At 40.5% G+C, this 23,824-nt stretch carries 24 protein-coding genes and 7 tRNA genes; 8 read left to right on the top strand and 23 right to left on the bottom strand.

The annotated features are described in order from the left end of the window. Positions 1-20 precede the first annotated feature (20 nt). Positions 21-494: a GNAT family N-acetyltransferase gene (locus ACNO7B_RS02810; RefSeq protein WP_417901139.1), complete on the top strand. Its 474-nt coding sequence runs from the start codon at positions 21-23 to the stop codon at positions 492-494. Here the strand turns inward: ACNO7B_RS02810 and ACNO7B_RS02805 are convergent. Beyond that, positions 486-1,274 (bottom strand): GNAT family N-acetyltransferase, encoded by a 789-nt coding sequence (locus tag ACNO7B_RS02805; protein WP_417901138.1) that lies wholly within the window; start codon positions 1,272-1,274, stop codon positions 486-488. The two genes, ACNO7B_RS02810 and ACNO7B_RS02805, sit on opposite strands and share 9 nt — an antisense overlap. Before the next feature lie 161 nt (positions 1,275-1,435). Between ACNO7B_RS02805 and ACNO7B_RS02800 the strand changes: the two genes are divergently transcribed. Then, on the top strand, positions 1,436-1,876 hold the full coding sequence (locus ACNO7B_RS02800) for a LytTR family DNA-binding domain-containing protein (protein ID WP_417901137.1): 441 nt from the start codon (positions 1,436-1,438) through the stop codon (positions 1,874-1,876). Then, positions 1,873-2,289 (top strand): hypothetical protein, encoded by a 417-nt coding sequence (locus ACNO7B_RS02795; protein WP_017366684.1) that lies wholly within the window; start codon positions 1,873-1,875, stop codon positions 2,287-2,289. The genes ACNO7B_RS02800 and ACNO7B_RS02795 overlap by 4 nt, the downstream gene beginning before the upstream one ends. Before the next feature lie 235 nt (positions 2,290-2,524). On the opposite strand, the gene ACNO7B_RS02790 is transcribed toward ACNO7B_RS02795, so the two are convergent. Beyond that, on the bottom strand, positions 2,525-3,727 hold the full coding sequence (locus ACNO7B_RS02790) for an MFS transporter (RefSeq protein ID WP_008346722.1): 1,203 nt from the start codon (positions 3,725-3,727) through the stop codon (positions 2,525-2,527). A gap of 31 nt (positions 3,728-3,758) precedes the next feature. After that, a complete protein-coding gene (locus ACNO7B_RS02785; RefSeq protein ID WP_052320378.1) occupies positions 3,759-4,364 on the bottom strand; it encodes a TetR/AcrR family transcriptional regulator in 606 nt (201 codons plus the stop codon). Positions 4,365-4,501: 137 nt separating this feature from the next. Between ACNO7B_RS02785 and ACNO7B_RS02780 the strand changes: the two genes are divergently transcribed. From ACNO7B_RS02780 to ACNO7B_RS02770, 3 genes are all read left to right on the top strand, one after another. After that, positions 4,502-4,624 carry a hypothetical protein gene (locus ACNO7B_RS02780; RefSeq protein ID WP_017366680.1) on the top strand — a complete coding sequence of 41 codons (123 nt, stop codon included), beginning with the start codon at positions 4,502-4,504 and terminating at the stop codon, positions 4,622-4,624. Positions 4,625-4,688: 64 nt separating this feature from the next. Beyond that, the gene (locus tag ACNO7B_RS02775) at positions 4,689-5,141 is read left to right on the top strand and encodes a MarR family winged helix-turn-helix transcriptional regulator (RefSeq protein ID WP_007496431.1); all 453 of its coding nucleotides are present in this window, start codon (positions 4,689-4,691) and stop codon (positions 5,139-5,141) included. 56 nt (positions 5,142-5,197) lie between these two features. Further along, a complete protein-coding gene (locus tag ACNO7B_RS02770) occupies positions 5,198-6,091 on the top strand; it encodes an alpha/beta fold hydrolase (RefSeq protein WP_417901136.1) in 894 nt (297 codons plus the stop codon). A gap of 34 nt (positions 6,092-6,125) precedes the next feature. On the opposite strand, the gene ACNO7B_RS02765 is transcribed toward ACNO7B_RS02770, so the two are convergent. From ACNO7B_RS02765 to ACNO7B_RS02740, 6 genes are all read right to left on the bottom strand, one after another. Next, complete coding sequence (locus ACNO7B_RS02765) at positions 6,126-7,274, bottom strand: type II asparaginase (protein ID WP_417901135.1); 1,149 nt, start codon at positions 7,272-7,274, stop codon at positions 6,126-6,128. 718 nt (positions 7,275-7,992) lie between these two features. Continuing rightward, a complete protein-coding gene (locus ACNO7B_RS02760) occupies positions 7,993-8,754 on the bottom strand; it encodes an SDR family NAD(P)-dependent oxidoreductase (RefSeq protein WP_041507603.1) in 762 nt (253 codons plus the stop codon). Between the two features lie 111 nt (positions 8,755-8,865). Next, entirely contained in the window at positions 8,866-9,243 is a 378-nt protein-coding gene (locus ACNO7B_RS02755; protein WP_048001239.1) for an MmcQ/YjbR family DNA-binding protein, read from the bottom strand. A 149-nt stretch (positions 9,244-9,392) separates the two neighbouring features. After that, positions 9,393-10,286 carry an alpha/beta hydrolase gene (locus ACNO7B_RS02750; RefSeq protein ID WP_048002352.1) on the bottom strand — a complete coding sequence of 298 codons (894 nt, stop codon included), beginning with the start codon at positions 10,284-10,286 and terminating at the stop codon, positions 9,393-9,395. Between the two features lie 190 nt (positions 10,287-10,476). Further along, entirely contained in the window at positions 10,477-11,916 is a 1,440-nt protein-coding gene (locus tag ACNO7B_RS02745; protein ID WP_048002353.1) for a DHA2 family efflux MFS transporter permease subunit, read from the bottom strand. Between the two features lie 79 nt (positions 11,917-11,995). Beyond that, on the bottom strand, positions 11,996-12,568 hold the full coding sequence (locus ACNO7B_RS02740; protein WP_057078413.1) for a TetR/AcrR family transcriptional regulator: 573 nt from the start codon (positions 12,566-12,568) through the stop codon (positions 11,996-11,998). A gap of 258 nt (positions 12,569-12,826) precedes the next feature. Between ACNO7B_RS02740 and bglS the strand changes: the two genes are divergently transcribed. Continuing rightward, complete coding sequence (gene bglS, locus ACNO7B_RS02735) at positions 12,827-13,558, top strand: beta-glucanase (RefSeq protein ID WP_047947368.1); 732 nt, start codon at positions 12,827-12,829, stop codon at positions 13,556-13,558. Between the two features lie 42 nt (positions 13,559-13,600). On the opposite strand, the gene ACNO7B_RS02730 is transcribed toward bglS, so the two are convergent. Next, positions 13,601-14,002 (bottom strand): MerR family transcriptional regulator, encoded by a 402-nt coding sequence (locus ACNO7B_RS02730; RefSeq protein ID WP_017366673.1) that lies wholly within the window; start codon positions 14,000-14,002, stop codon positions 13,601-13,603. Between the two features lie 223 nt (positions 14,003-14,225). On the opposite strand from ACNO7B_RS02730, the gene ACNO7B_RS02725 reads away from it, so the two are divergent. Next, positions 14,226-15,275: an NAD(P)-dependent alcohol dehydrogenase gene (locus tag ACNO7B_RS02725; protein ID WP_342493325.1), complete on the top strand. Its 1,050-nt coding sequence runs from the start codon at positions 14,226-14,228 to the stop codon at positions 15,273-15,275. Positions 15,276-15,398: 123 nt separating this feature from the next. Here the strand turns inward: ACNO7B_RS02725 and licT are convergent, their stop codons facing one another. From licT to ACNO7B_RS02660, 13 genes are all read right to left on the bottom strand, one after another. Next, on the bottom strand, positions 15,399-16,244 hold the full coding sequence (licT, locus tag ACNO7B_RS02720; RefSeq protein ID WP_017358459.1) for a BglG family transcription antiterminator LicT: 846 nt from the start codon (positions 16,242-16,244) through the stop codon (positions 15,399-15,401). Between the two features lie 112 nt (positions 16,245-16,356). Continuing rightward, positions 16,357-17,127, bottom strand: coding sequence for a carbohydrate deacetylase (locus ACNO7B_RS02715; protein WP_017366671.1), 771 nt, complete (start codon positions 17,125-17,127; stop codon positions 16,357-16,359). A 65-nt stretch (positions 17,128-17,192) separates the two neighbouring features. Further along, positions 17,193-19,037, bottom strand: coding sequence for a beta-glucoside-specific PTS transporter subunit IIABC (locus tag ACNO7B_RS02710; protein ID WP_035390358.1), 1,845 nt, complete (start codon positions 19,035-19,037; stop codon positions 17,193-17,195). A gap of 601 nt (positions 19,038-19,638) precedes the next feature. Continuing rightward, entirely contained in the window at positions 19,639-19,842 is a 204-nt protein-coding gene (locus tag ACNO7B_RS02705) for a cold-shock protein (protein ID WP_003214229.1), read from the bottom strand. 268 nt (positions 19,843-20,110) lie between these two features. Then, positions 20,111-20,905: an alpha/beta fold hydrolase gene (locus tag ACNO7B_RS02700; RefSeq protein ID WP_035390362.1), complete on the bottom strand. Its 795-nt coding sequence runs from the start codon at positions 20,903-20,905 to the stop codon at positions 20,111-20,113. A gap of 155 nt (positions 20,906-21,060) precedes the next feature. Continuing rightward, positions 21,061-21,144: transfer RNA gene (locus ACNO7B_RS02695), tRNA-Leu, on the bottom strand. A gap of 48 nt (positions 21,145-21,192) precedes the next feature. Beyond that, a tRNA-Leu gene (locus tag ACNO7B_RS02690) sits at positions 21,193-21,275 on the bottom strand. 7 nt (positions 21,276-21,282) lie between these two features. Further along, positions 21,283-21,358: transfer RNA gene (locus ACNO7B_RS02685), tRNA-Lys, on the bottom strand. A 31-nt stretch (positions 21,359-21,389) separates the two neighbouring features. Beyond that, a tRNA-Gln gene (locus tag ACNO7B_RS02680) sits at positions 21,390-21,464 on the bottom strand. Positions 21,465-21,489: 25 nt separating this feature from the next. After that, a tRNA-Glu gene (locus tag ACNO7B_RS02675) sits at positions 21,490-21,561 on the bottom strand. A 9-nt stretch (positions 21,562-21,570) separates the two neighbouring features. Further along, positions 21,571-21,661 (bottom strand) — tRNA-Ser (locus ACNO7B_RS02670). Between the two features lie 4 nt (positions 21,662-21,665). Further along, positions 21,666-21,740: transfer RNA gene (locus tag ACNO7B_RS02665), tRNA-Asn, on the bottom strand. A 209-nt stretch (positions 21,741-21,949) separates the two neighbouring features. After that, a complete protein-coding gene (locus tag ACNO7B_RS02660; protein ID WP_017366668.1) occupies positions 21,950-23,797 on the bottom strand; it encodes a sigma-54-dependent Fis family transcriptional regulator in 1,848 nt (615 codons plus the stop codon). Positions 23,798-23,824 lie beyond the last annotated feature (27 nt).

Raw genomic sequence — 23,824 nt, 5'->3', positions numbered from 1 at the left:
TGTCAACGGAGGTTTTTCCAATGAATATTAGACCGATTCAAAAGCAGGACAATCCTTTTATCGCGGCCATTATCCGCCAATCATTAGAATCAGCGAATCTTGCGATTGAAGGTACAGCCTACACAGACCCACACCTTGATCAGCTTTTCGAATACTATCAATCATTGACTCATGCAGCCTATTGGATTGCCGAAGAACATGGTGAAGTTGTTGGTGGCGTTGGCATTGCCCCTTTCACAGATGGCATTTGTGAGCTACAAAAGCTTTATTTAAGCTCAAAAGCACAAGGCAAAGGTGCGGGCAAGAAACTGATGGATACGGCCCTGCAATATGCTGCTACATACTACAATGCTTGTTATTTAGAAACCCGCAGTGAATTAACAGCTGCTACTGGCCTTTATCAACGGTATGACTTTTCTCTTCTTCCTGCACCGATTGAAGGCTCAGAGCATTCTGCCATGGATGCTTGGTATCTCAAAACCTTTTCATCGTGAGGCATAAAATAAGCGATACGTCTTTGTCCACTGAAAACCTAGCTTCTCTGCCAATTTGGCCGAGGTTGCATGATGGACATCGCAATCCCAATGCGGTGTCTTCCCTTTTTCAACACAGATGCTGATCATTTGCTGAGCTGCTAACAAAGCCAACCCTTTTCCACGGCAGGCTTCATCTGTCCAAATATCGATTTCCACACGTTTTTCACTTGAAAAAATAGAGATACATTCACTGACCACGTCTTCACCGTTTAAGATGGCAACTCCGACGCCATTAGATAAAAAGTGATCTACTCCTCCCCAATATGCTTCATAATAGCTGGATGGGAATACTTTGCTAGCGGCAATGACTTGTTCATTCGTGCGTTTGATCATTTCGTCTTGATCAGGCACAATCAGATCAGGAGAGGTCAAGTCATAAGAATACGCATGTCTTTGCATTTCATTCAGTTGGGAACCGAAGCATTTTTTCATCATCTCATCTGATGCTGGATTTGCTGAAAACAAAGTGAACCGCCTGTTCTCTCTTTTCTGCTTTTTATAAACATCCACAATGAAGGTTGAACATAATGAGAGTGCTGCTTCTGTCTTGCCTGCGACATAATAAATGCCGGTTGTCGTCCCTACAAAATAGACACACCGGTGATCTCGGTGATCCACATATAAATCTCCTTGTATCACGCCATCGAGTATCGCATCTACGAACACTGGATAGGCAGGATCAATCCGCCGAATTTCCTCTTTTACCGCTCCTGTCCTTTGTTGATCTAAAAGATACAACATCATTCCTCCATTCACGAACGAGTATCTTTTCATTATAAAGGAAAGCCGCAGACACGCGGTGAATCTTTGCAACAAAAAGAATTCTTCTGCATCAAAGCAACATTCAATCGCATTCGCTTTCATCTATTGCTATGCTCATTGTGAGAGGAGGTTTATGAATGAAATTTCGTTTGATCTGGAATCAAGAAAAGGATGTGACGGAAGTAGACGTCATCAGCCATCCACATAATCAAGAACGTTTACAAAAGATGGCATCAATGCTGGAGGCTAGTACATCTCTAACGGTCAAAGATCCAAAAAATGATCGGCAGTCTCTTTTACCATTAGAAAAAATTGAAGCGATCTCTGCGCTTGGACATCTGTCAAAGGTGATCACGACTCAGGGTACGACGTATTTTCTCAGTAAACGGCTGAAGGATCTGAAGTCGTTAGAGCGTGAACATTTCTATCGTATCAACAATGCAGTCATTCTCAATTTAGCGCAAGTCGACAGCTTTGTCGCTGGTACGTACGCTCGCTTAGAGGTCGAAACCATCTCGAAAAACAGCTACACCGTCAGTCGTCATTACGCCAAATATATAAAGGAGCGATTCAAATGATCAAGGAACTAAAACATCAATTTATGCAAACAGCTTTTGTCTCTATCGTATGGCTGACACTCATCCTGTCCATCACTCAATGGTCATCCTCTATCCCTTTTCATTACGTGTGGCACATCATTGCCATCGGTACTTTGGCAGGCATCGTCTTTGGGGTCATGTATCCTTTACTATGGAACTACTTTACCTTTCCAGCACCCATCAACATTCTCATCTCCACTGTCGTCAATTTAGGGTTTCAAGTAGGAGCCGTCGCTTTATATTCGACTGCACTGCTCGAATGGATCATGCCTTATTTTATCGGTATAGCCTTTCTCACATTAGTAGGCCATATCATCGCCTTTTTATTTTACAAAAAACAACAAAATCAAAAACTGGCGCAGGCACTGAATCACCTGAAGCCGCAGCCTTAAAAAAAAGAGACCTTATCTGAAAGGTCTCTTCAGATTGTTGACAAAGGGCTAAAATGAACTTGATTTTAGCCCTTTGTCTTCTTTTCAGCGTGATAGAAAACCTTTGCAGTCTAGGAAGGACGAGCATCGGCGCGGAGCGAATTTGACATTCGTGAGCACCGAAGCGCAGGACTGACAAAGAATGCGAGGGTTTGCCTACACGCTGAGAGACCTTATTTGAAAGGTCTCTTTTCTATTATTCTGCTGATGCCTCTTCTGTCGCCTTCCCCTTCCAAATAAGGGTTAAGCCCAATCCAAGAAATAAGACAACACCTGCAAACAGGAATGGGAAATGAATATTTTGATCGAATAATATGCCGCCAAGTGCCGGGCCAAAAATCGTACCAAGGCTTGTGTAGGTAGAGTTCATCCCTGCGACAAATCCTTGCTGATTGCCAGCGATTTTTGATAAGAAGGTCGTGAGGGCAGGACGCAATAAATCGAACGCAAGGAAAATCACACACGTCACGATCAGCACAACCATAAAGCCTGACACGACTGTAGAAACAAAAGCGAGAACTGCTCCAACAATCAAGCATAGTTGAATAACTCGTTTCTCCCCAAGCGCATTCACCATTTTACCAAACACGAGGACTTGGATGATGACGGCTACAATTGAACTGACGGTAATGATAATCGCAATATCCTTCGGACCAAATCCAAACTTGTGATTTGTAAACAAGCTAAAGACCGTTTCATATGCAGATAGTCCAAACGCCAGCACAAAGACAATGATGAAAGCAATGAGATAGCTTGGATGAATCGATTTTTTCAAGTCTTTAAAGAAGGTCGAATCCTTCACTTGATCCATTTGTTTCTCTCGCTCTTCTTTTGTTAATGGTTCCTTCAGCATAAACATAGACGAAATCACAGCAATAAATGCAATCCCTGCTGCAAAGAAAAACGGCAGGCGAACGCCATATTCTGCAATAAATCCGCCAATTCCCGGGCCGATGATAAATCCGGTACTAATAGCAGCGGATACATACCCCATTGCCTTGGATCTTTCTTGAACAGTCGTGATATCGGCGACATAAGCGGTGACAGCCGGCATGATAAATGCTGCACTAATACCGCCAAGAACCCTTGCAAAATACAGAACATATACGTGTGTTCCTAGGCCAAATACGAGTTCTGATAACGCAAATAGAAAAAGGCCTGACACGATCATGATCTTTCTTCCATAGCGGTCTACCCATCTCCCTGCAACAGGTGATGCGATGAGCTGCGCAACAGCAAACGCCGCCACAAGATATCCCATCGTACTGCCCGTTAAATGCATGACATTCATAAAGAGCGGCATGACAGGTATAATCAGACCGATACCTAAAAACGCAATAAATATATTACTTAATAAAATAACAAGTACTGCTTTTTGCTCACGAATCGGTTTTTGCATGATGTTTGTTTCCCCTTTACTGACTCACTTGTTACTCATGATGGTTGATTCCGTGAATAAACAATGAGATCGCCTCTTTTTGTAATTCCTTTTTCTGCTGCATCGTGTCATTTTTATATAACACGTCTAATCCATAAAATACAGAAAGTAATATTTTCACTTTTGATTCAACATGCTGAATCGACCAGCTGCCATCTTCGTTTCCTTCAAGCAGGATGTCTCTCATCACATCATCAAAGTCTACATCAATCTTGTTCAGCCGCTCCATGACTTCATCTGATGTAAATGCACTGGCACAGAATTCTTCACTTGCTCTCATTAAAGGATAGTTAATCCCCATTTGACTAAGTAGCTCTGCAAACCCTGCGAGCTTATCAATGGCCCGGTGCAGCGCTTGTTTCTCTTCATGCCACGTCTCCATCATGAATCGATGATCCTCTTCCATAATATGAAGGAACAAAAACTCTTTTCCTTTAAAATGATGATAAAGGTTGCCTTTACTTATCTCAGCCGCCTCTAGAATATCTCGCACGGATGTTTCGGAATATCCTTTTTTCGCAAATAAATCACGTGAAGCGGTGACAATTTTCTGCTTCGTCTTTTCACTTTTTCCAGCCCCGCTCTGTGCACTTGTCATCTATGAACAATCCCTTCTACCTTGCTTTTCTTCACACGGACAAATAAAACCGACCAGTTGGTTTATTTTTTTATTATAAATGGAGATTGCCCATAATACAATGAAAAAGTCATCGACTTCTTAAGGAGTGAATCTAAGTGAAAACAAACAAAACGATCATTTTTGCCCATCACCAAACAGGAAGTATTCTTTGTCCATTGTTGATGAAAAAAGTGGAGGTAGAGGTCATTTTCTCAGTAGTCTATCCTCCTTTTATTTAATTTTTCTTAACATTTAACTTCACTTAAATATTAAGATCGCATATAATATAGGAGAAAAGAGGTGATGTCATTGGATGAGGATATCATTCATTACAGCAAAAAAATCATTGAGTACTCAAATGCACTAGGTTCTATCTATGTAGAAGAGTATCAACGATTCTTAAAAAATGAGTATGCAGATTTAACAAGCAAACAAGAACTGACCCTTGAATTGCTGCGGTCGAAGACGAGAACAATCAATGAACTGGCTGATTATTTCTCCATTTCATCTAGTGCCGCTAGCCAGCTCATATCAAAGCTTGAGCAGCTTGGATATGTGAAAAGAGAGATTAATCCACATAACCGTAGAGAAATCATTGTTGATTTTGCTCAAAAGGGCCATGACTATCATAAAGATATTGAAAAAATTCAGCTGCATCTTATTCAAAAATACTATGCCCAGCTTTCAAAAGAAGATCTAAAAACATTATTATCGCTTTACGAAAAAATCTATCAAATTGCGAAAGAAACGCCTTAACCCGGCGTTTCGTGCATGAATATGTAAGTTAGATAAACGATGAAAGGGATGATCAAATGGACAGGATTCATTTGCAAGATGGACGTCATATTGGTTTGTCTCAATACGGTGATCTTGAAGGATTCCCAGTATTCTTTTTTCATGGGACACCTGGATCGAGAGTGATGTTTTTAGATGATGATCCAATCTCAAAAGAGCTTGGCATTCGTCTTATTTCTTTAGACAGACCTGGTTTTGGTTTATCTGATCCGCAACCGAACCGCACTATTTTAGACTGGGCAAAAGACGTACAGGAAGTGGCCGATCATCTTGATATCTCCCATTTTTCAGTGATTGGTGTCTCTGGAGGCGGGGCATTCGCTGCTGGTTGTGCCTATCAATTGCCAGACCGCATTCTTTCAGCTGCTCTCGTCTCAAGTACCACCCCATTTCAGGATGGTAAACCGCCTAAAAGTATGCTAAAGGAGAACAAGATTGCCTTTTTCCTCAGTAAAAGAATGCCTTGGCTCTTAAAGGCAAGCTATCGCGCTCAGAAAAAACTCATTGAAAAGAAACCAGAGAAATTCAAGAAACTAACGAAAAAAGGGAACAAACATTTACATCCATCGGATCGGCAATTTCTTCAAACCGATGAGCAACTGGAGCTGATGATGCGGCATTTATACGAAGCTACTCGTCAATCGGTTGATGAATGTATTCATGAACCAGATTTACTCTCACGGTCATGGGCATTCGATATGAAAGATATACAAATCCCTGTGGATGTCTGGCATGGAAAAGAGGATCAGATGGCCCCTTTTGCAGAGATAGAAAGCATTGCTCCGAACATTCCAAACGCCAAAATGCACTATATCGAGCAAGCAGGACATTTTCTGACTGATATAGATGATGTTTGGAGAGACATTTTACTCTCTTTAAAAAAACGGGCTGAACATCAGGTACACATATAAAAAAGACCCAATGATTCGTCGGGTCTTCTTCTTTTTAATACTGCTCGTAATAGGATTGAATTTTATCTGGATCTTTTGTTTTCGTCAGAGCCAGCATGAGTAAAATGCGTGCTTTTTGTGGATTTAATGAATCCGATGAGACAAAATGATGTTCATCATCCATTTTTTCATGTGTGACAATGCCATTTCCTGCACGGCTTGACCTCACGATCACCACGTCTTTCTTCACTGCATCAGTTGCCCCATTGATCGCTTCTGTTGACATCGTTCCATTTCCTGCGGCGGCAACGACAATGCCCTTCGCTCCTGCTTTAACGGCAGCATCATACACATACTTTTGATCATTTTGATAACCGTATAAGATATCTACTTGCGGCAGCTCTTTTAGCTTTGAAATATCGAATTCACTGTCAGCTGTATGTTTTCTTGTCGGTTCATTATAAAAAGAGACAACTTCACCCGCCACTTCTCCAATGTACCCTTGCTCAAGAGACTTGAACGAATCGGTTGTGGTGGTATTTGTCTTCGTAATAAAACGAGCAGAGGCAATTCGGTCATTTAATGTCACCATTACACCTTTGCCTTTGGCTTCTTTTGTCGAAGCAATTTTCACTGCATGATACAAGTTAAGCGGGCCATCCGCACTAATGGCAGATGCTGGCCTCATGGAACCCACTACCACCACTGGCTTATCACTTTTTACAACCAAATGTAAAAAATAGGCCGTTTCTTCTAATGTATCTGTACCATGTGTCACAACAATGCCATCTACTTGATCATCATTTAAAAGCTGATTGACTCGTTTCGCTAATTTTAAAAGAAGAGTGTTATCCACATTTTCACTGCCGACGTTCGCTACTTGCTCACCCGTGACATTTGCAATATCCTTCAGCTGTGGTACGGAAGCAATGACTTTATCGATTCCAAGTGCACCAGATTTATATCCAGTCGTATCTGTATTACTGTCTGAACTACCGGCAATCGTTCCGCCTGTTGCCAGCACCTTAATATTGGATAAAGATTTATTCCCTGTCTCAACAGCCGTGTTTTTTTCTTTTGTTTCACTGGTAGTGCTTTCTTGATTACTTTGATTATTCTCTTGAGTGCTATCGTTCGCACAAGCTGCGGTCACCAATAGTGAAACAGAAAGAAGGACAACACCAAACCATTTTGTTACGTTCATAAGATCATCTCTTTTCTTAAATGTGATGAATAATTATCTGTCTATAGGGTTTACTTTATACCATTCCTTCATTCATCAGCATGAGGTGAAAGTCACAGAACCAAATAAAGGAAAAAGGGCACTATTATCAAAATTTATTCATACCATAATACCTAAATTGACTTCAGAAATTGTTCTCAACCCATTTATGATAAAATGTAGGAAATCTTACAAAAAAGGAGTACATACAGTGCGTTCCGTTCAACCATTTTACAAAATCCTACTCACACTATTCTTCAGTTCCATTTTACTCAGCTTGTTCGTATGTTTATATCCACCGATTCAGGGAGAGCCTGCGTTTATGATGCTTTACACTCCCATCTTTTTTGTTTATTATTTCATCTTTTCGGTACCTTTACAGTTGTTGTTTTCTTTAAAGCCTAAGGCTTTTCATCCTCTTTATTTAGCGGCTTACTTACTGATAGCAATGATTGTCATGCTTTTTGTTATGGATGGAATTGAGAGCTCCACATCCCTCCCGATCATAATTGTCAGCAGTCTCATCTACTGGACCTGCGATTCTTTCATTCATCAAAGAATGCATAAAAAAAACACCTAATGTGTAGGTGTTTTTATCTATTCTAGTATGTGTTGACAGTGCTCCACATTATCCAAGACATCTTTCGGCGCGGTGACCTACTGATCACTAAGAGAATCTATCCTCAGTGATTGGAACTTTTTATTTCATGCTTGTGCCAGCGTGTGAAAAAATGGGGTCCTTCAATTCAAAATCAAATGTCTTCCCATCAACGATACCAACTGTTTTTGAACTGTCGTAAAGTTCAAGCAAGCACGCTGCCATTTCTTTTGATGTGTGATATTTCTTGATAGTGCCTTCATATTCGAATTGATCGACATCTAATGAACGCTTTGCAAATTCTGATTCTGTCGCAGCAGGCGCTAATACTTTTGCCTGTAATTTGGCTCCTTTTTCTTTCAATTCTAGGGCCAGACCTTCTGTAAAGGCGCTCACATAAAATTTCGTTGCTGAATAAGTGACAGCATTTCCGACGACGGTATAACCCGCTCTTGAAGAGATATTGATTAGCTGCGTCCCCTCTTTTTGCTCATAATCACGGACAAACAGAGTGGATAAAATTGTTAACGCTTCAATATTGAGATGAAGCATGTCCCCGATTTTTTTCACATCCTGCTCTCCTATTGAACCAAAATGGCCAAACCCAGCATTATTAATGAACGTATCCAGCTCATCACCAGCTAATGACTCATAGAAAGAATACACTTGCTCTCTGTCTGTTAAATCAACAGACTGGACTTTCACTTGAATATCGGGATATGTTTCTAGAATCTTTTCTTTCAGTTCTTGGAGTTTATCAAGCCGGCGTGCAGCTAAGATCAGATTTTTTCCTCTTGCTGCAAAGGCCAAAGCCGTTTCATATCCAATACCTGAACTTGCCCCTGTAATGACTGTATAGCCCATTGTATATCCCCCTATTCGTATCTTCTAGCTGTTTAAAGTATAGCGAGAGCATGTGACTCTAGTCAATTTTGAAGAGATTCAAAGAGACATGAACAACTGAACGTTCAGCATTTAATCGGTTTCTTTTGAATTATGTTGGAGGATAGCCTGCTGAGCTTTTTTTGTTAATTTGTGAAAAACCAGTTGATAGGAATGTTCAATTAGCTCTTCGACAAATGAAGATGGAATATCTGCATCAAGATAAATAGAATTCCAATGCGTCTTATTCATGTAATAGCCGGGAATAATTCCTTCATGCATTTCTCTTAATTCTTCAGCACGTTGCGGATCACATTTTAAAGTGATAACTGGCTTGCGATCGACGTCTCCCCCCATCATGGCGAACATCTTTCCACCTATATGATAACGATCTGCCTGCCACTCAGGTTGATAGTCGTGGGTTGCTCCTTGTAAAGAAAGACAAAATGCCTGTAGTGTCTCTTTTTTCATTCTATTAGCTCCTTTTTAGATGTCTTCTATCTTACTATTATATCGACTACTGCGATTGTTGTATCTACACTTCTTTTCAAGACGTCAGCAAGAACACAAAAAAAGCACAGAAAAAAAGTCTGTGCTTTTTACTGATATCCGAATATTTCTTATTCAAACGCCTTCTTAAGCTGATCGCTCATCAGATGCCAAGCCTCTTCAGCTATCTTTAAATCTCCGGCATGAGTGAACGCATGAGGGACTCCTTTAAATTGTTTGTATGTGACATCTACCCCTGCTTCTTTTAACTTGTCCGCATAATGCTCAGCTTCTTCAGCTAGTGAATCCTTCTCAGCTGTGATAACAAGAGCTGGAGGCATTTGTGCTAACACTTCTCTCTCTGCAAAGACCGGAGAAACGAGCGGATTGTGCGGATCTTGACCTTGCAGGTAGAAGGCATTAAACAGTCTCGCCATTTCAACTGGAATTGCTTCTTCAAACGCTGGCTTTTGTGCTGGATCAGTAGCTAAATCAAGCGGCGGATAGTCAAGCACTTGATAGACAATCGGAAGTTTGTTCCCTTTTTGGATATCAAGCAAACAAACCGCTGTTGCCAAATTCCCACCTGCACTATGTCCACCAATGGCTAATCGATTTGGGTCTATTTGTAGTTCATCAGGATGTTCATATAACCATTTCATCACATCGTAGCATTCATGAAGAGCGGCCGGGAAAGGGTGCTCCGGTGCCAGCTGATACTCCACATTGACGACGATACACTCCGCACGATCTGCTATGACCGGACACCAATGATTATCCATTTCAGCACTTCCAAGTATAAAACCGCCGCCGTGCAAATTCACGAAAACAGGAAGGGGTTGTTTCAATGTTTTCACAGGTTTAAATACCCACACCTTTGTTTCACCAGCACCCGTTGGGATATCATATTCCATTTTGTTCACTTCAGGAGGGTGGACTGGCTTTAATTCTGATTGACCAGCTAATGAATCTTCAGCTGGTTGACGTAATGACTCAGCCATTTTGATTTGTTCGTCTAAGTTCATGATCTCAGCTCCTATTCTATTCTTTTATCTCTATCCATTCGTTACGAATTTCGTCTTTTCCTTCAATGTCGTCAGAGAGTCGTTGCTTTTTATCTATCTCCCCATTTTTAGCTCCTTTGAAACAAACATTCACCCCTGTGAATAAATAAAAAAAGCACTGTGGCGCTAAGTCCTCAGTGCTTTTCATATATTATGATACTTGTTGTTCTACTTTCACTCGTTTAATAAAGAAAGCAATTACCAAGCCAATCACTGTCATGATGACAGCAAAGATAAAGGCATGCTGGACGCCATTTGTAAAGGCGAGCAGCTGATTGACTGGATTAGCGGGATCAGCCACATTTTGCATAAAACTGCGAGCTCCTGATGAAAGGATCGAGATACCAACCGCAGTCCCAATCGCTCCTGACACTTGCTGCAATGTATTCATAATCGCTGTACCGTGCGGATATAGCTCTGGCGGCAGCTGATTCAAACCGTTTGTTTGGGCAGGCATCATGATCATCGCAATCCCAACCATTAACGTAATATGAAGCGTCACGATATAACCGATTGACGTATTCATACTTAAGTTCGTGAAGCCAAACATGGTCGCTGCAACGATGACAAGACCTGGGATGACAAGCCATTTCGGCCCAAATTTATCAAAAAGCCCACCCATGATTGGCGATAGCAGTCCATTGATAATTCCACCTGGTAATAGCATTAAACCTGCTGTAAATGTAGAGAGTGCCAAGGACGTTTGCAAATATAATGGCAAGATCATCATAGCAGACAGCATCACCATCATGCACACTAAGATCAGAAGTAACCCGATCACAAACATTGGATATTTAAATGGGCTTAAATTCAACATCGGTTCTTTCATGTTTAACTGTCTTAGGGAGAACACAAGAATGCCAATGACACCTACAACAATCGCCACAATCACATGCATACTGCTCCAGCCGCCGCCTTCACCAGCACTGCTAAAGCCATACACAATTCCACCGAAACCGATGGTTGATAGCACAATCGATAAAATGTCGATTTTCGGTCTTGTGGGTTCCGTAATATTTTGCATAAAAATATACCCAAATGCGAGTGCAGCAACCAATAACGGAAGCGAAATCCAAAAAATCCAATGCCATGTTAACGATTTAAGAATGAGACCAGAGACCGTTGGACCAACTGCTGGGGCAAACATAATGACAAGACCAATAATCCCCATTGATCTACCTCTTTTATGAGGTGGAATGATGACCAAAATCGTATTAAACATCAATGGAAGAAGCAAGGCTGTTCCTACTGCCTGCACCACACGTGCCACCATTAAAATACTGAAGACAGGTGCAACGGCCGCAATAAATGTACCGATGATCGAAAAGACCAGTGAGGTGATGAAAAGCTGTCTTGTTGTAAACCATTGAAGAATGAGGCCTGAAATTGGAACAAGAATCCCTAGTGTTAATAAATAGCCGGTTGTAAGCCACTGAGCAGTCGTTGCTTCAATACCAAAATCTAATGTTAAACTTCTCAGCGCCATGTTGAGTGCCGTTTCACTAAAAAGTCCAATAAATCCAGCTGTGATAAATGAAATAATAATGGGCAGCGTTCGAATGTCGGAAGCTGCTGTTTGCTGTTTGTTCATATTAAGTTGGCTCCTTTTCTTTTTCAATTTTGATAAACCATAAGTAGTTAGGCTGGACAGAAATGAGCCACTTCAATGTCTAGGAAAAGACAGACAAAACCTGTCTTTCCGCAGCGAATTGTGCAATTTTTTCAATTGAGTAGCCGGATTCATGAATATAAAACATGAGTTCAGGCGTCATTGGAGAGGACATACATAATGTCGTCAACTCAATGTCTTGTATGTTCGCTTCTCCTTTTACTTTCGCTTCCTCGAGCAAATCACGAATGATTTGTTTGAGTGATTGACTGTAATGACAATCATATACTTTACTTGTCTGCTCTAAATTTCCAGAGATCGTCAGCATCCGAATCCAGTCTAAGTGATGACCAACGATGAGATGGATCTCCTCGAGAACATATTGCAAACGATCTTGAACCGGCTGATCACTGATTTTATTTAAGTAAAGATGCAAAGCAGGGATCAGCTGTTCAAATCTCTCACCAAGAATAGAGAGACACAAATCACTTTTATTTGCATAGCGGCGGTAAAGGGTTCCTTGACCAACACCAGCTGTTTTTGCGATTTTATGCATGCTGACATTCTCTACACCAAACTCTTGAAACAAAGAGAAAGCGACCTCTTCAATTTCCTTTCCAATATCCTTTTCCATGATGCTTCACCTTCATCCACCTTGCTTATATCTCTATGTGTAAATCAAATTTCTTTCATTTTCATTAGGACAATTGTACCGGTATTATCTTACGGACAACTGTCCGCTTTGTCAATCATTATTTTTTACCTATCAATTTTCTTTTCATTCTATTAAAAAAACACACTGTTTATCATTATTTAGACCGATTTTCCATTTTGAGAGAATCGTGTATGATCAAAAAGAAAACGCTTTCAAAAAAGAGAGGGGAATGCCTACATGTCTTACCGTGTAAAACGAATGTTGATGCTGCTTGTCACTGGATTATTCTTAAGTTTGTCCACATTTGCTGCAAGTGCCTCGGCACAAACGGGCGGGTCGTTTTATGAACCGTTCAACAACTATAATACCGGGTTATGGCAAAAAGCCGATGGGTACTCGAACGGAAATATGTTTAACTGTACGTGGCGCGCAAACAATGTCTCCATGACGTCGTTAGGGGAAATGCGATTATCGCTCACAAGTCCTTCGTATAATAAGTTTGACTGTGGAGAAAACCGCTCCGTTCAAACATATGGCTATGGACTTTATGAAGTCAACATGAAACCAGCCAAAAATGTTGGGATCGTGTCTTCGTTCTTTACTTATACGGGACCGACTGATGGTACGCCTTGGGATGAAATCGACATCGAATTTCTAGGAAAAGATACGACAAAGGTTCAGTTTAACTATTATACCAATGGTGTCGGAAATCATGAAAAAATCGTCAACCTTGGTTTTGATGCAGCAAACTCTTATCACACATATGCGTTCGACTGGCAGCCTAACTCGATTAAATGGTATGTGGACGGTCAATTAAAACATACGGCTACTACTCAAATCCCTCAAACACCTGGAAAGATTATGATGAACTTATGGAATGGTGCAGGTGTCGATGAATGGCTCGGCTCCTACAACGGTGTTACTCCACTTTACGCTCATTACAATTGGGTGCGTTACACAAAAAGATAACCACATCACAAAACCTGTGACAAGTCACAGGTTTTTCTTCATTTAAATAGAGCTCGTTTTTAATTGATGAACTAGTTTTTGTTCATAACTGTGGATAATATCTTCATAACTTTCAATCTTGTAATCTAACCGTTTAATCGTTTCTTCGATTTCCTTTTGTTTGTCTACGAGTCTTTCTCTCTCATTGACCAAAATACGCTTCCTTGAGGACAATGTACGATCCTCTCCCTCGATAAATAAAGCCGTATATTCTCTAAGAGCATCAATTGACAGACCCGCATTTCTCATACATTTAATAAATTCTATCCACTGAATATCTTCTTCTGTATAATCACGAACACCATTTTCATCACGCCTGATCGGTCTAATTAAACCTATATTCTCATAATACCTGAGCGTAGCAGTAGATAAATCGAGTTGTTTGGCGGCTTGTGCTATTTTCATTGTTTTCACCCTTCTCTTCTTTCTCTTACTTGACGATCTCCCTTTTCCCATCATCTCCATTTTTATCGAGAAGACAAGATACTTTTGGCTCAAATCTTGATTCAAGGTTGATGCTAAAGCCTGAATTCAAGCGATCAGAAGGTTCTATGTTGACTTAAAGTTCACTTTAAGACGTACAGTATAGAGGAAGGACCGAATCTTACTTTTGAAAGGATGATCCAGAATGTGTCAGACGCACCAATCAAATGTTTTAAGTGTTTCCCATGCAAAAGCAAACTTTGAACGGACAACCATTGAACGAAGAGCACTTCGTCCACATGATATTTTAATTGATATTCAGTTTAGCGGGATCTGTCATTCAGATATCCACAGTGCCTTTGATGAATGGGGCGGCGGTATTTTCCCAATGGTTCCGGGTCATGAGATTACTGGAGTTGTTTCAGCTGTTGGGGATGCTGTCACGAAATTCAACATTGGTGATCGTGTAGGCGTCGGTTGTTTTGTCGATTCTTGCGGTACATGTGAATATTGCCAAAATGGAGATGAACAATATTGCAAGAAAGGAGTCGTTCAAACTTATAATAACCTGGATTATGATGGAGAACCAACTTACGGCGGCTACAGTCAGAAAATTGTTGTGACAGAACGATTTGTTGTCAATATTCCTGACCAGCTCTCCCTCGATGTCGCCAGCCCTCTTCTCTGTGCAGGCATCACAACGTATTCTCCATTAAAACACTGGAAGGCTGGGCCTGGCAAAAAAGTGGCGATTGTCGGAATGGGCGGTCTAGGTCATGTCGCCATTCAATTTGCACGCGCACTTGGCGCAGAAGTGACTGTATTAAGCCGCTCTATGAATAAAAAAGAAGAGGCGCTGTCATTTGGTGCAAAAGACTATTTTGCTACAAGTGACTCTGATACGTTTAAGACACTAGCCGGTCAATATGATCTCATTCTCAATACCGTCTCTGCCAATATCAACGTGGATGCCTATTTGTCCTTACTTCGTGTTGACGGAACATTAGTAAACGTCGGTGCACCACCAAAGCCAGACAACTTCCATGTGTTTTCATTAATTACGGGACGTCGCAGCATCGCCGGCTCACTCGTTGGCGGCATCCAAGAAACACAAGAAATGCTCGATTTCGCAGCTGCTCACAAGATCGCACCACAAATTGAAGTGATCAACGCAAACCAAGTCGATGAAGCATATGAACGTGTGCTCAATAGTGATGTGCGTTATCGGTTTGTGATTGATATTTCAACATTATGATCAAAAAATCATGTTCAAAGACTAGCCTGTTTGGCTGGTCTTTTGTTGTTTCAATCAAAATAAAAAAGGCTACTATATGAATAGTAGCTCAAAAGATCGGTTTATATTTTGCGAAAAAGCATATTATGAACGATTTGTACTCCTATTGGTTACTCGATGTATATGAATGATTAAATAGACAAGCTCTTCATCGGTAGGAGTGATCCTATCATTTTTCTCTAGGTATGTGACCATTTTTTGTGCACAGCTATATGCTTTTGGATAACGGTTTTTTATTTGTTCAAAAAGCGAATCATTTTCATCCGGTATTCCCTCTTTAGAGAGAATTCGATAGGCAAAATATCTTAAATGTGTCATAAACCTACTATAATTTATTGAATTTTCGTCTAGTTTAATGCCATAGTGGTATTTCACAATATTGATTAGATCATTCACAATCTTGGTCACTTCAATGGTTTGCTTCATATCACTCCCGCTCTGTTGAGCATTTACAAAATGAAGCGCAATGGACGCAGCTTCTTCAGTTGGCAGTGCAATTTGAAGCCGCTCTTCAACGATTTTTAGTGCCTCTAAAGCCACATGATATTCCTCTTTATGAAATTTTTGAATTTCCCATAAAAGCGGGTTTCTGATATCGATGCCTTCTTGATATCGTGTTATGGCAAAACTAATATGGTCCGTCAAGGTTAGGTAAATATTTTGGTTGAAACTTACGGCTAATTTATTTTCAGCATATTCAATCATGTCTTTTGTTAGTTCTAAATATTCGATGTTAATATGTTCAATGAGTTCAGTCAGCTTGTTGGTTTGACCTTTGTCAATGACAAACTTTTTATCCACTTTCGAAAAGTCTACCTCTTCACTGTTATGCTTATTAAAACCGATCCCTTTCCCCATCACAATCATTTCATGATCCATCTCATCACTTAATAAGATGACATTGTTATTAAAGATTTTTTTGATTTTCATTTAGATCACCCACTTTCCTACAATCCTAAAGAAGAAAATCCAGAGAAAATTTAACGTTCTCATTTTAATCTATCATACTTTATTAAAAAAATACTTTTATCATTTTAAAATGTTAAAGCTGACTAAATGAGATCAGTTCGATGCCTTGTTCTTTCATGTAACCTAACCACTCCTGCTTTAACAATAACTGTAGATCCTCTTCTCGCTCATCATTTAATGAAGAAATTGTTCGCAACTCATCATCAACAAATCCAGGATGGCACGGTATTTCAATCGTTGCGTTTGTCTGTTTATATTTTGCTATCGTATTGATGAGGACAGATTCCTGCATAATGGGAACTGAGAAATCTGCGCATAATACATCTGTCGTTTTCACACCCGATTCGGCTAATTGAGATTTAATGAAAGGATCATCCGTTAAAACATCATCTTTTCTCATAGGAACACGATATTCTTTGGCCAATTCAAGGATGATCTGAAACATCTCTGCATGCATAACACTAAAACCATGATGTGTGTCAATATGTGTCAGTGTTAATCCCGAAGAAAGGAACTTTTCGATTTGGGCTCTGAGCTCTGCACGGACTTCTCCTTTATGAAACGTACTTGGAATCAATGATGGCTTTCGATAGAAATTCCCTTTGCCATCTACAATCGACTGAACCTTCCCACTTTCAAGTATAGGTTTCAATAATGTAAGGTTTAAGTGGACTCCCATTGCTTCAATTCCTGCTTCTTTTGCTAATTCTATAGATCGATCAAAATGTCTTGTATTCGTCAACATCGTGGTATCTGTAATGATCCCTTCTTGCATCCCTTTCAAAATGCCTTTACTCACTGACTCTGTTAAACCAAAGTCATCTGCATTGATAATTAACCTCACGGAAGCACACTCCTTTTCCTGATATTTAGAGACAAACACCAGGTAAAGAATACCTGGTGTTCATATTAAGATTTTTTCTTTAGATTCAGTAAATCTTCGTTCTTTTGAATTTGCTCTTCAACTGGAACAACCGCATCTATGTGCTCATATTGGTCGGAATTTGTGATGACAATTGGTGTTGTCGTCTGAAAACCAGCTTCAATGATTTTATCTAATTCAAATTTGATGAGAGGCTGGCCTTGTTTCACATCATCCCCTTGATTCACCAAACAAGTGAAATACTTTCCATCCAGTTTCACCGTATCTATTCCTACATGGATTAATATTTCGGCTCCCTTTTTAGAAATCATGCCAACTGCATGTCCACTTTCCATTGTAACTGATATGACGCCATCTACAGGGGCAACGACTTCCCCTTGGCTCGGTTCTATCGCAATTCCTTTCCCCATCGCTTCTGAAGAAAAAACAACATCACCCACTTGTTGAAGTGCTTTCACTTGTCCAGAGAGAGGGCTCATGATTGACTCGTTTGTTTCAAGCTCTTTATTCGTAGCGTTGTCTTCTTTTTTCTGTTGATGCTTCAATTCATATCCAAATATGATGGGAAGAACTGCTGCAATAACAATCGTTATCACAATACCTAGGATATAGAGAATCATCGGACTTTGAGCCGGGAACGTAAATACGTTAAGGAAGAAATTAAAGACAACTAATTTTACGTTAAAGATCGCAATCAGCGCTCCTCCAATGGCTCCTGCTACAACCATATAGATCATTGTTTTTCTATGTCGAAGGATAATCCCATATAAAATGGGTTCCGTAATTCCAGATAAAATGGCTGATAGAAATGTCGAACCACTTAAGGCTTTCATATCTTTGTCTTTTGTTTTCAAGAAGACCCCTAAAGCAATCCCCATTTGTGCTGCAACAGATGCTGCTGCCAATGGCACAATTAAATCAGATCCACTTTTAAGATTTTCTAAAATGATAGGCACCATTGCCCAGTGCAGTCCAAACAAAACTAAGAAAGACCAAGACCCTCCAATGATAATACCCGATACAATATGACTGCTATTGATCAAATAATTGACCAAGTCGCCTAACCATGTCCCTAAATAAACACCAAATGGTCCAACGAGCATGGTTGTTAAAGGTACAGTGATCAAGATAGATAAAAACGGAACAGCAAATATTTGAATATTTTTGTGAATGACTTTCTTTAAATTTCTTTCAATGAATGCAAATAGACTGACGGCAATAAATATAGGAAATATTGATGATGCGTAATCTAATAAAGGAACTGGGATTCCTATAAAGGAGACAACGTTTCCTGCCTCACGCAGAGCAGTGAAGTTAGGCTCTAGCAGTGCTGCACCAATAGCACCTGCTACATATGGGTTTGCACCTAATACTCTAGCAATCGTGACTCCTAATAAAATGGGTAAGAAATAAAATACTGCATTACCAGCTGCCGCAAGAACGGCGTACGTACCACTTTCTGGCGTTAATATATGAAGATTTTCTAAAACGATTAACAGTGCTTTCATCAAACCTGCCCCTGCAAAAGCAGGAATTAATGGCGTTAAACTTCCTGAGATTAAAGCAAACACTTTTGATAAAATGGTTTGTTTTTGCTCTGATTTCCCGACGGAATGGTCATCATTAAATTGCCCTTGACGTTCAATTTCTTGATAGACATCAGATACATGACTTCCAATGACCACTTGCAATTGCCCGCTACTTTCAACTACCTTTAAAATGTCTGGATGTTGCTCCAGTTCACCTTTTTTCACTTTATCACTTTGGCTCACCCTAAAGCGCAGCCTTGTTGCACAATGAGTGACACCTTGAACATTCTCACTGCCACCCACCAATTTTAAAATATCTTTTGCTAACGTCACTTTATCCACTTTCATCGCCTCCAGAAAAATAGTTTAAACCAAACTTTTTTACGAGTTCCCCCCTTCAAAACAATAAACATGTTATCTTTCTATGTTGAAATAAAAAAACCTGAATTGAGGCCGGTTAATTGCATCGCAATGCAATTAACTCACATCAATTCAGGTTTCGCCTGCCGAACAGTCACAATCCCTTTTCATATATGTCATTGTCATGAAGATTTGCTGAAAAAAGGTATAAAAAAACCTAAACTGAAACCAATACAATAACAAACATTATTGTACACGTATCAATTTAGGTATCGCCCTTAACGGTCACAATCCTATTATGAAACTGCTTACACATTTAATATAGAGTATTTTTTTAAGAAATACAATATAAATTTTAACTAATTCAATTCTTGTTAAAGAACGTTTGAGTAAAAAAGAAAATAAAATAATTTATGGAAATTCCGCATTTTGTCAATCTAGTATGTTATACTATACACTAACCTTTGAAGCATGAAATTTTTTACGAATACCTTGCACCATCTCCCTACTTGTACGCTGAGTAGGGTTTTTTCATGCAAAAAAAACAGGCCCTCTGTAGAGAACCTGTTTTGAAAAAAGAAGATTAAGCAGTTTTTTGAACGTTAGCAGCTTGAGCTCCACGAGAACCTTGCTCTACGTCAAATGTTACTTTTTGACCTTCGTCTAAAGATTTGAATCCGTCACCTTGGATAGCTGAGAAATGTACGAATACATCGTCGCCTTCTTCACGTTCGATAAATCCAAAACCTTTTTCTGCGTTAAACCATTTTACTGTACCTTGTTCCATGATTGTTGCCTCCTCGTGCGTTTACCACACAATGTATTATACTATCCTTGCCCAAAGTACCCTCAAGACGAAAAGTCAATCTTCATACTATCCTTTACGCCGAACAAAAATAATTACTTTTTATTATAGCATGAATCGGAAATAATTGCAATTTGTTGATTTAAAAGCATATCACACATGACATAGTGACTCAAATAAGAGAGGTGAATTGATGGTAAAAAGAATAATCTAGTTCCGTCTCACTCCAGTAAACTCTTATTGATAAATACTACACATTTTCCGACTCCAGTCTATTTAACCAGTTATGGACTAATGAATGAAACACATCGGGTTGTTCAATCTGCAGGTTGTGACCAGCCATATCAAGCACTGCAAAAGTGGCCCTTGGATAGTCTTCGATCAGCCGCCACGCATCGTGATATCCGACGACATGGTCTTGACGTCCTGTGATCATGAGCGTAGGATACTGAAATTCAGAAGGAATATCGAAAGTAAAGCCATATCCATTTTGAAGAATATTGTTGATGAATTCATGATTTGTTTGTTTAGAAGGAAGGTAAATTTCATCGCGAAACCTCTCCCATTCCGTTTTTCCTTGCACAACCGCCATGGAGCAAAATTCATCCGCCTCTTCTGAAGACAGTTGTGAAATTAAGTGACTGTCACTTTTTAGAACGGTCTTCTCTGGCACGACTCTTTTATCGAATACAGGTATAGTCATTGGAGCCACAAGCAGTAATCCACGAACGGTTTCCCGGCGTGAATGAACAATACCTCTAGCTATGTACCCTCCATACGAATAACCACAAACAATGAACTGTTCATCAGGGATCATCTCGTCCAAAAGACGCAATACCGCTTCTAACATATCATCTGAGTTCTGAATAGATGGATGCGGCTTGGAACGTCCCATCCCCGGTAAGTCTATGTATATTCTTTTCCAACCGCTTTGTTTTTCAAATACCGGTTCCAATGCATGTAACATCACTTGATGGTCAAGTGTCCAACCATGCAATATCACGATCGGAAATCCCTCTCCAATGACTTTATGGTAAATTGACATGTATTTTCCTCCTTTCCTAACCTTCAACATTTTATCACAATTTGAGCAATATTCTTCGTTTCACAGAACTTGATATTATCGTAATGCCATAGATAATGGTTCTATCACTTCGAAAATATAAAAAACCAAAGGTCTATAACCTTTGGTTTCTTAGATGCGGCCGAGAGGACTTGAACCTCCACGGGTTATTCACCCACTAGGCCCTCAACCTAGCGCGTCTGCCATTCCGCCACGACCGCGTGTATGATGTGCTCATATATTCATAAGTGCACTGTTTGAAAAAACAATGCGGGTGAAGGGACTTGAACCCCCACGTCATAAAGACACTAGATCCTAAGTCTAGCGCGTCTGCCAATTCCGCCACACCCGCGTGACAATGGTGAGCCATGAAGGACTCGAACCTTCGACCCTCTGATTAAAAGTCAGATGCTCTACCAACTGAGCTAATGGCTCATCTGCTATGCAGAAAAACATATATAAAAAGTGGCTGGGCTAGCTGGATTCGAACCAACGCATGACGGAGTCAAAGTCCGTTGCCTTACCGCTTGGCTATAGCCCAACGAATCAACATAAAAAAGAAAACATGACCCGTACGGGATTCGAACCCGTGTTACCGCCGTGAAAGGGCGGTGTCTTAACCGCTTGACCAACGGGCCATATGATAATGGCGGAGAAGGAGGGATTTGAACCCTCGCGCCGCTCGCGCGACCTACACCCTTAGCAGGGGCGCCTCTTCAGCCACTTGAGTACTTCTCCATTATGGCTCCGCAGGTAGGACTCGAACCTACGACCGATCGGTTAACAGCCGATAGCTCTACCACTGAGCTACTGCGGAATAATAAGACATGTTTCATTATATCTATGCCAGAAAAATGTGTCAAGAATTTTTAAACGTTTCATTCCTGCTCCATTTGCGACGACTTTTATAATTTAACATATACTAATATAACAGTCAAGCCTTTTTCCATGCCATTTGTTTAACTTGGCAGAAAGCCCCCGACCTCCACGTAGACCAAGGGCCTTGATGCAGCCTTCCTCATAAGATTAAGACAAATGAAACTTTCGCATCCACTTATAAAAAGTACTTCTTGGCACTCCTGCTAACCTCGCTGCTTCTGACACATGACCTTTTGTTTTATGCAGTGCGTCTATCACTGTTTGCTTTTGAATGCGTTCCCTGAATGTGAGTTCTTTTGAAGTCTCCGGTTGCTCTGCTGGATGCAGCTTCTGTTTTTTCTGATCAATCGCCTCTAATACTGAAGCATATTGCGATTCACCAATCCATCCGCCTTTCGGAAAGAGGACCCTTAGATGTTCAAACAGGTTAAAAAGCTCTCTTATGTTTCCTGGCCAATGATACGCCTGTAATTTCTGAAAAAATGATTCAGGAAACGCTGCATTCCAGTGATGCTTCTTTTGGTAATAACGATACAAATCATGAATGTCTTCTTTTCTTTCTCTAAGCGGCGGGATATTGATCGGATAGACATGAAGACGGTAATACAAGTCTTCTCGTATTTTTCCTTCTTTCAGCAGTTCGTTCATATTACGGTGAGTCGCTGTAATGATTCGAATATCCAAAGGGATTTCGTGTGTCCCGCCGAGCGGTACGACTGCCCTTTCTTCTATCACCCTAAGAAGCGCTACTTGCATCGCATATGGGATTTCGCCTATTTCATCTAGAAAGAGTGTTCCTTTATGGGCTTGTTCAAATTTACCTTTACCTCCGTGGCGTTTTGCTCCTGTAAAAGCACCTTCAGCATAGCCAAACAGCTCACTTTCTAACAGGCTTTCAGGAATGGCTCCGCAATTAACAGCAATGAACGGCCCTTTATGCCTTTCACTGGCGAAGTGAATGGCTCTAGCGGCGAGTTCCTTCCCTGTCCCTGTTTCTCCCCAAATATACACATGAGCATCTGTTTGTGCCGCTCTCTTCATCTCACTAAGCGTCTGTTGAAATACCTTACTTGTTCCTGATTCCCCGGGAAATTGAGCAAAAGAAACGGTCATGCTGCTTTTCGCTACTTCTTCAAGAGAAAGGGATATGCCTAGCACCTTCCCGTCTTGCTCTGATTGAATGATCTGCTTTCCCCGGATAACAAATGGATGATCCTTAAGCCGCTCAACATCCATTCCATGCCAGTCTGAAAATCGATCTCTAATCGACCTGCTGGCAGACACAATTTGCTTTTTTTCATTACAGACCACATACGGTTCATCTGCTTCCACCTGCTGAAGACAATGAGTGATCAGTTCCATCTCTCTCCTTTTTTGCTCGACTTGAATGTCTCTCTCTATGGCATAAGCAACCGTTGAAGCCATTCCAAGCATAAAAGGGTGCTTGTTATCCGTCATACAGGAGATATCAATCACCCCTATGATTGTACCGTCCGCATCGCGAATTGGAGCAGCTGAACAACTCCAATGATGAGAGGCGATAGAAAAATGCTCCGTTCCGTTGATCGTCACCGCTTCTCCGATGACGAGTGCCGTTCCGATCGCATTTGTCCCTACATCTGTTTCAGTCCAGCGTGAACCCTCCATAAAATTAATTCTTCTGGCTTCCACCATCGTTCTTTCGCTTCCTGTCAGACTTAGCACATAACCATCTGCATCAATGAGTAAGGCCAGCATATCAGAATCTTTTAATTGCTGATTGATTTTATTTAAGTAAGGAAGAGCCGCATTTAGGAATAATGAATATTTCTTTTTTTGGGCACTGAATCGTTCCTTTTCTAACAACGACTGTCCTTTATCTAAATACGGATTCACATTTGCCTGTTTACACCTGTGCCATGATTCTGCCACTCTCTTATTCAGACGAGACTGATCAAGCAAACCTTCACGAACAAAACGTTTCCACGTATTTAAATAACAAGGCGTCGGATTCATTCCATCCTCTCCTCTGGGGGCTTTTTA

The sequence above is a fragment of the Bacillus sp. AK25 genome (assembly GCF_048270685.1).
GTDB lineage: Bacteria > Bacillota > Bacilli > Bacillales > Bacillaceae > Bacillus > Bacillus altitudinis.
This window is presented reverse-complemented; position numbering and strand designations above follow the sequence as displayed.

Coding starts and splice junctions, on each gene's coding strand:
- ACNO7B_RS02770 (WP_417901136.1), top strand. CDS start 5,198: ATGGACAGGATTCATTTGCAAGATGGACGTCATATTGGTTTGTCTCAA.
- ACNO7B_RS02755 (WP_048001239.1), bottom strand. CDS start 9,243: ATGAAAAAAGAGACACTACAGGCATTTTGTCTTTCTTTACAAGGAGCA.
- ACNO7B_RS02800 (WP_417901137.1), top strand. CDS start 1,436: ATGAAATTTCGTTTGATCTGGAATCAAGAAAAGGATGTGACGGAAGTA.
- ACNO7B_RS02775 (WP_007496431.1), top strand. CDS start 4,689: ATGTCATTGGATGAGGATATCATTCATTACAGCAAAAAAATCATTGAG.
- ACNO7B_RS02785 (WP_052320378.1), bottom strand. CDS start 4,364: ATGACAAGTGCACAGAGCGGGGCTGGAAAAAGTGAAAAGACGAAGCAG.
- ACNO7B_RS02750 (WP_048002352.1), bottom strand. CDS start 10,286: ATGAACTTAGACGAACAAATCAAAATGGCTGAGTCATTACGTCAACCA.
- bglS (WP_047947368.1), top strand. CDS start 12,827: ATGTCTTACCGTGTAAAACGAATGTTGATGCTGCTTGTCACTGGATTA.
- licT (WP_017358459.1), bottom strand. CDS start 16,244: ATGAAAATCAAAAAAATCTTTAATAACAATGTCATCTTATTAAGTGAT.
- ACNO7B_RS02765 (WP_417901135.1), bottom strand. CDS start 7,274: ATGAACGTAACAAAATGGTTTGGTGTTGTCCTTCTTTCTGTTTCACTA.
- ACNO7B_RS02700 (WP_035390362.1), bottom strand. CDS start 20,905: ATGTCAATTTACCATAAAGTCATTGGAGAGGGATTTCCGATCGTGATA.
- ACNO7B_RS02760 (WP_041507603.1), bottom strand. CDS start 8,754: ATGGGCTATACAGTCATTACAGGGGCAAGTTCAGGTATTGGATATGAA.
- ACNO7B_RS02705 (WP_003214229.1), bottom strand. CDS start 19,842: ATGGAACAAGGTACAGTAAAATGGTTTAACGCAGAAAAAGGTTTTGGA.
- ACNO7B_RS02730 (WP_017366673.1), bottom strand. CDS start 14,002: ATGAAAATAGCACAAGCCGCCAAACAACTCGATTTATCTACTGCTACG.
- ACNO7B_RS02740 (WP_057078413.1), bottom strand. CDS start 12,568: ATGGAAAAGGATATTGGAAAGGAAATTGAAGAGGTCGCTTTCTCTTTG.
- ACNO7B_RS02660 (WP_017366668.1), bottom strand. CDS start 23,797: ATGAATCCGACGCCTTGTTATTTAAATACGTGGAAACGTTTTGTTCGT.
- ACNO7B_RS02790 (WP_008346722.1), bottom strand. CDS start 3,727: ATGCAAAAACCGATTCGTGAGCAAAAAGCAGTACTTGTTATTTTATTA.
- ACNO7B_RS02745 (WP_048002353.1), bottom strand. CDS start 11,916: ATGAACAAACAGCAAACAGCAGCTTCCGACATTCGAACGCTGCCCATT.
- ACNO7B_RS02810 (WP_417901139.1), top strand. CDS start 21: ATGAATATTAGACCGATTCAAAAGCAGGACAATCCTTTTATCGCGGCC.
- ACNO7B_RS02795 (WP_017366684.1), top strand. CDS start 1,873: ATGATCAAGGAACTAAAACATCAATTTATGCAAACAGCTTTTGTCTCT.
- ACNO7B_RS02725 (WP_342493325.1), top strand. CDS start 14,226: ATGTGTCAGACGCACCAATCAAATGTTTTAAGTGTTTCCCATGCAAAA.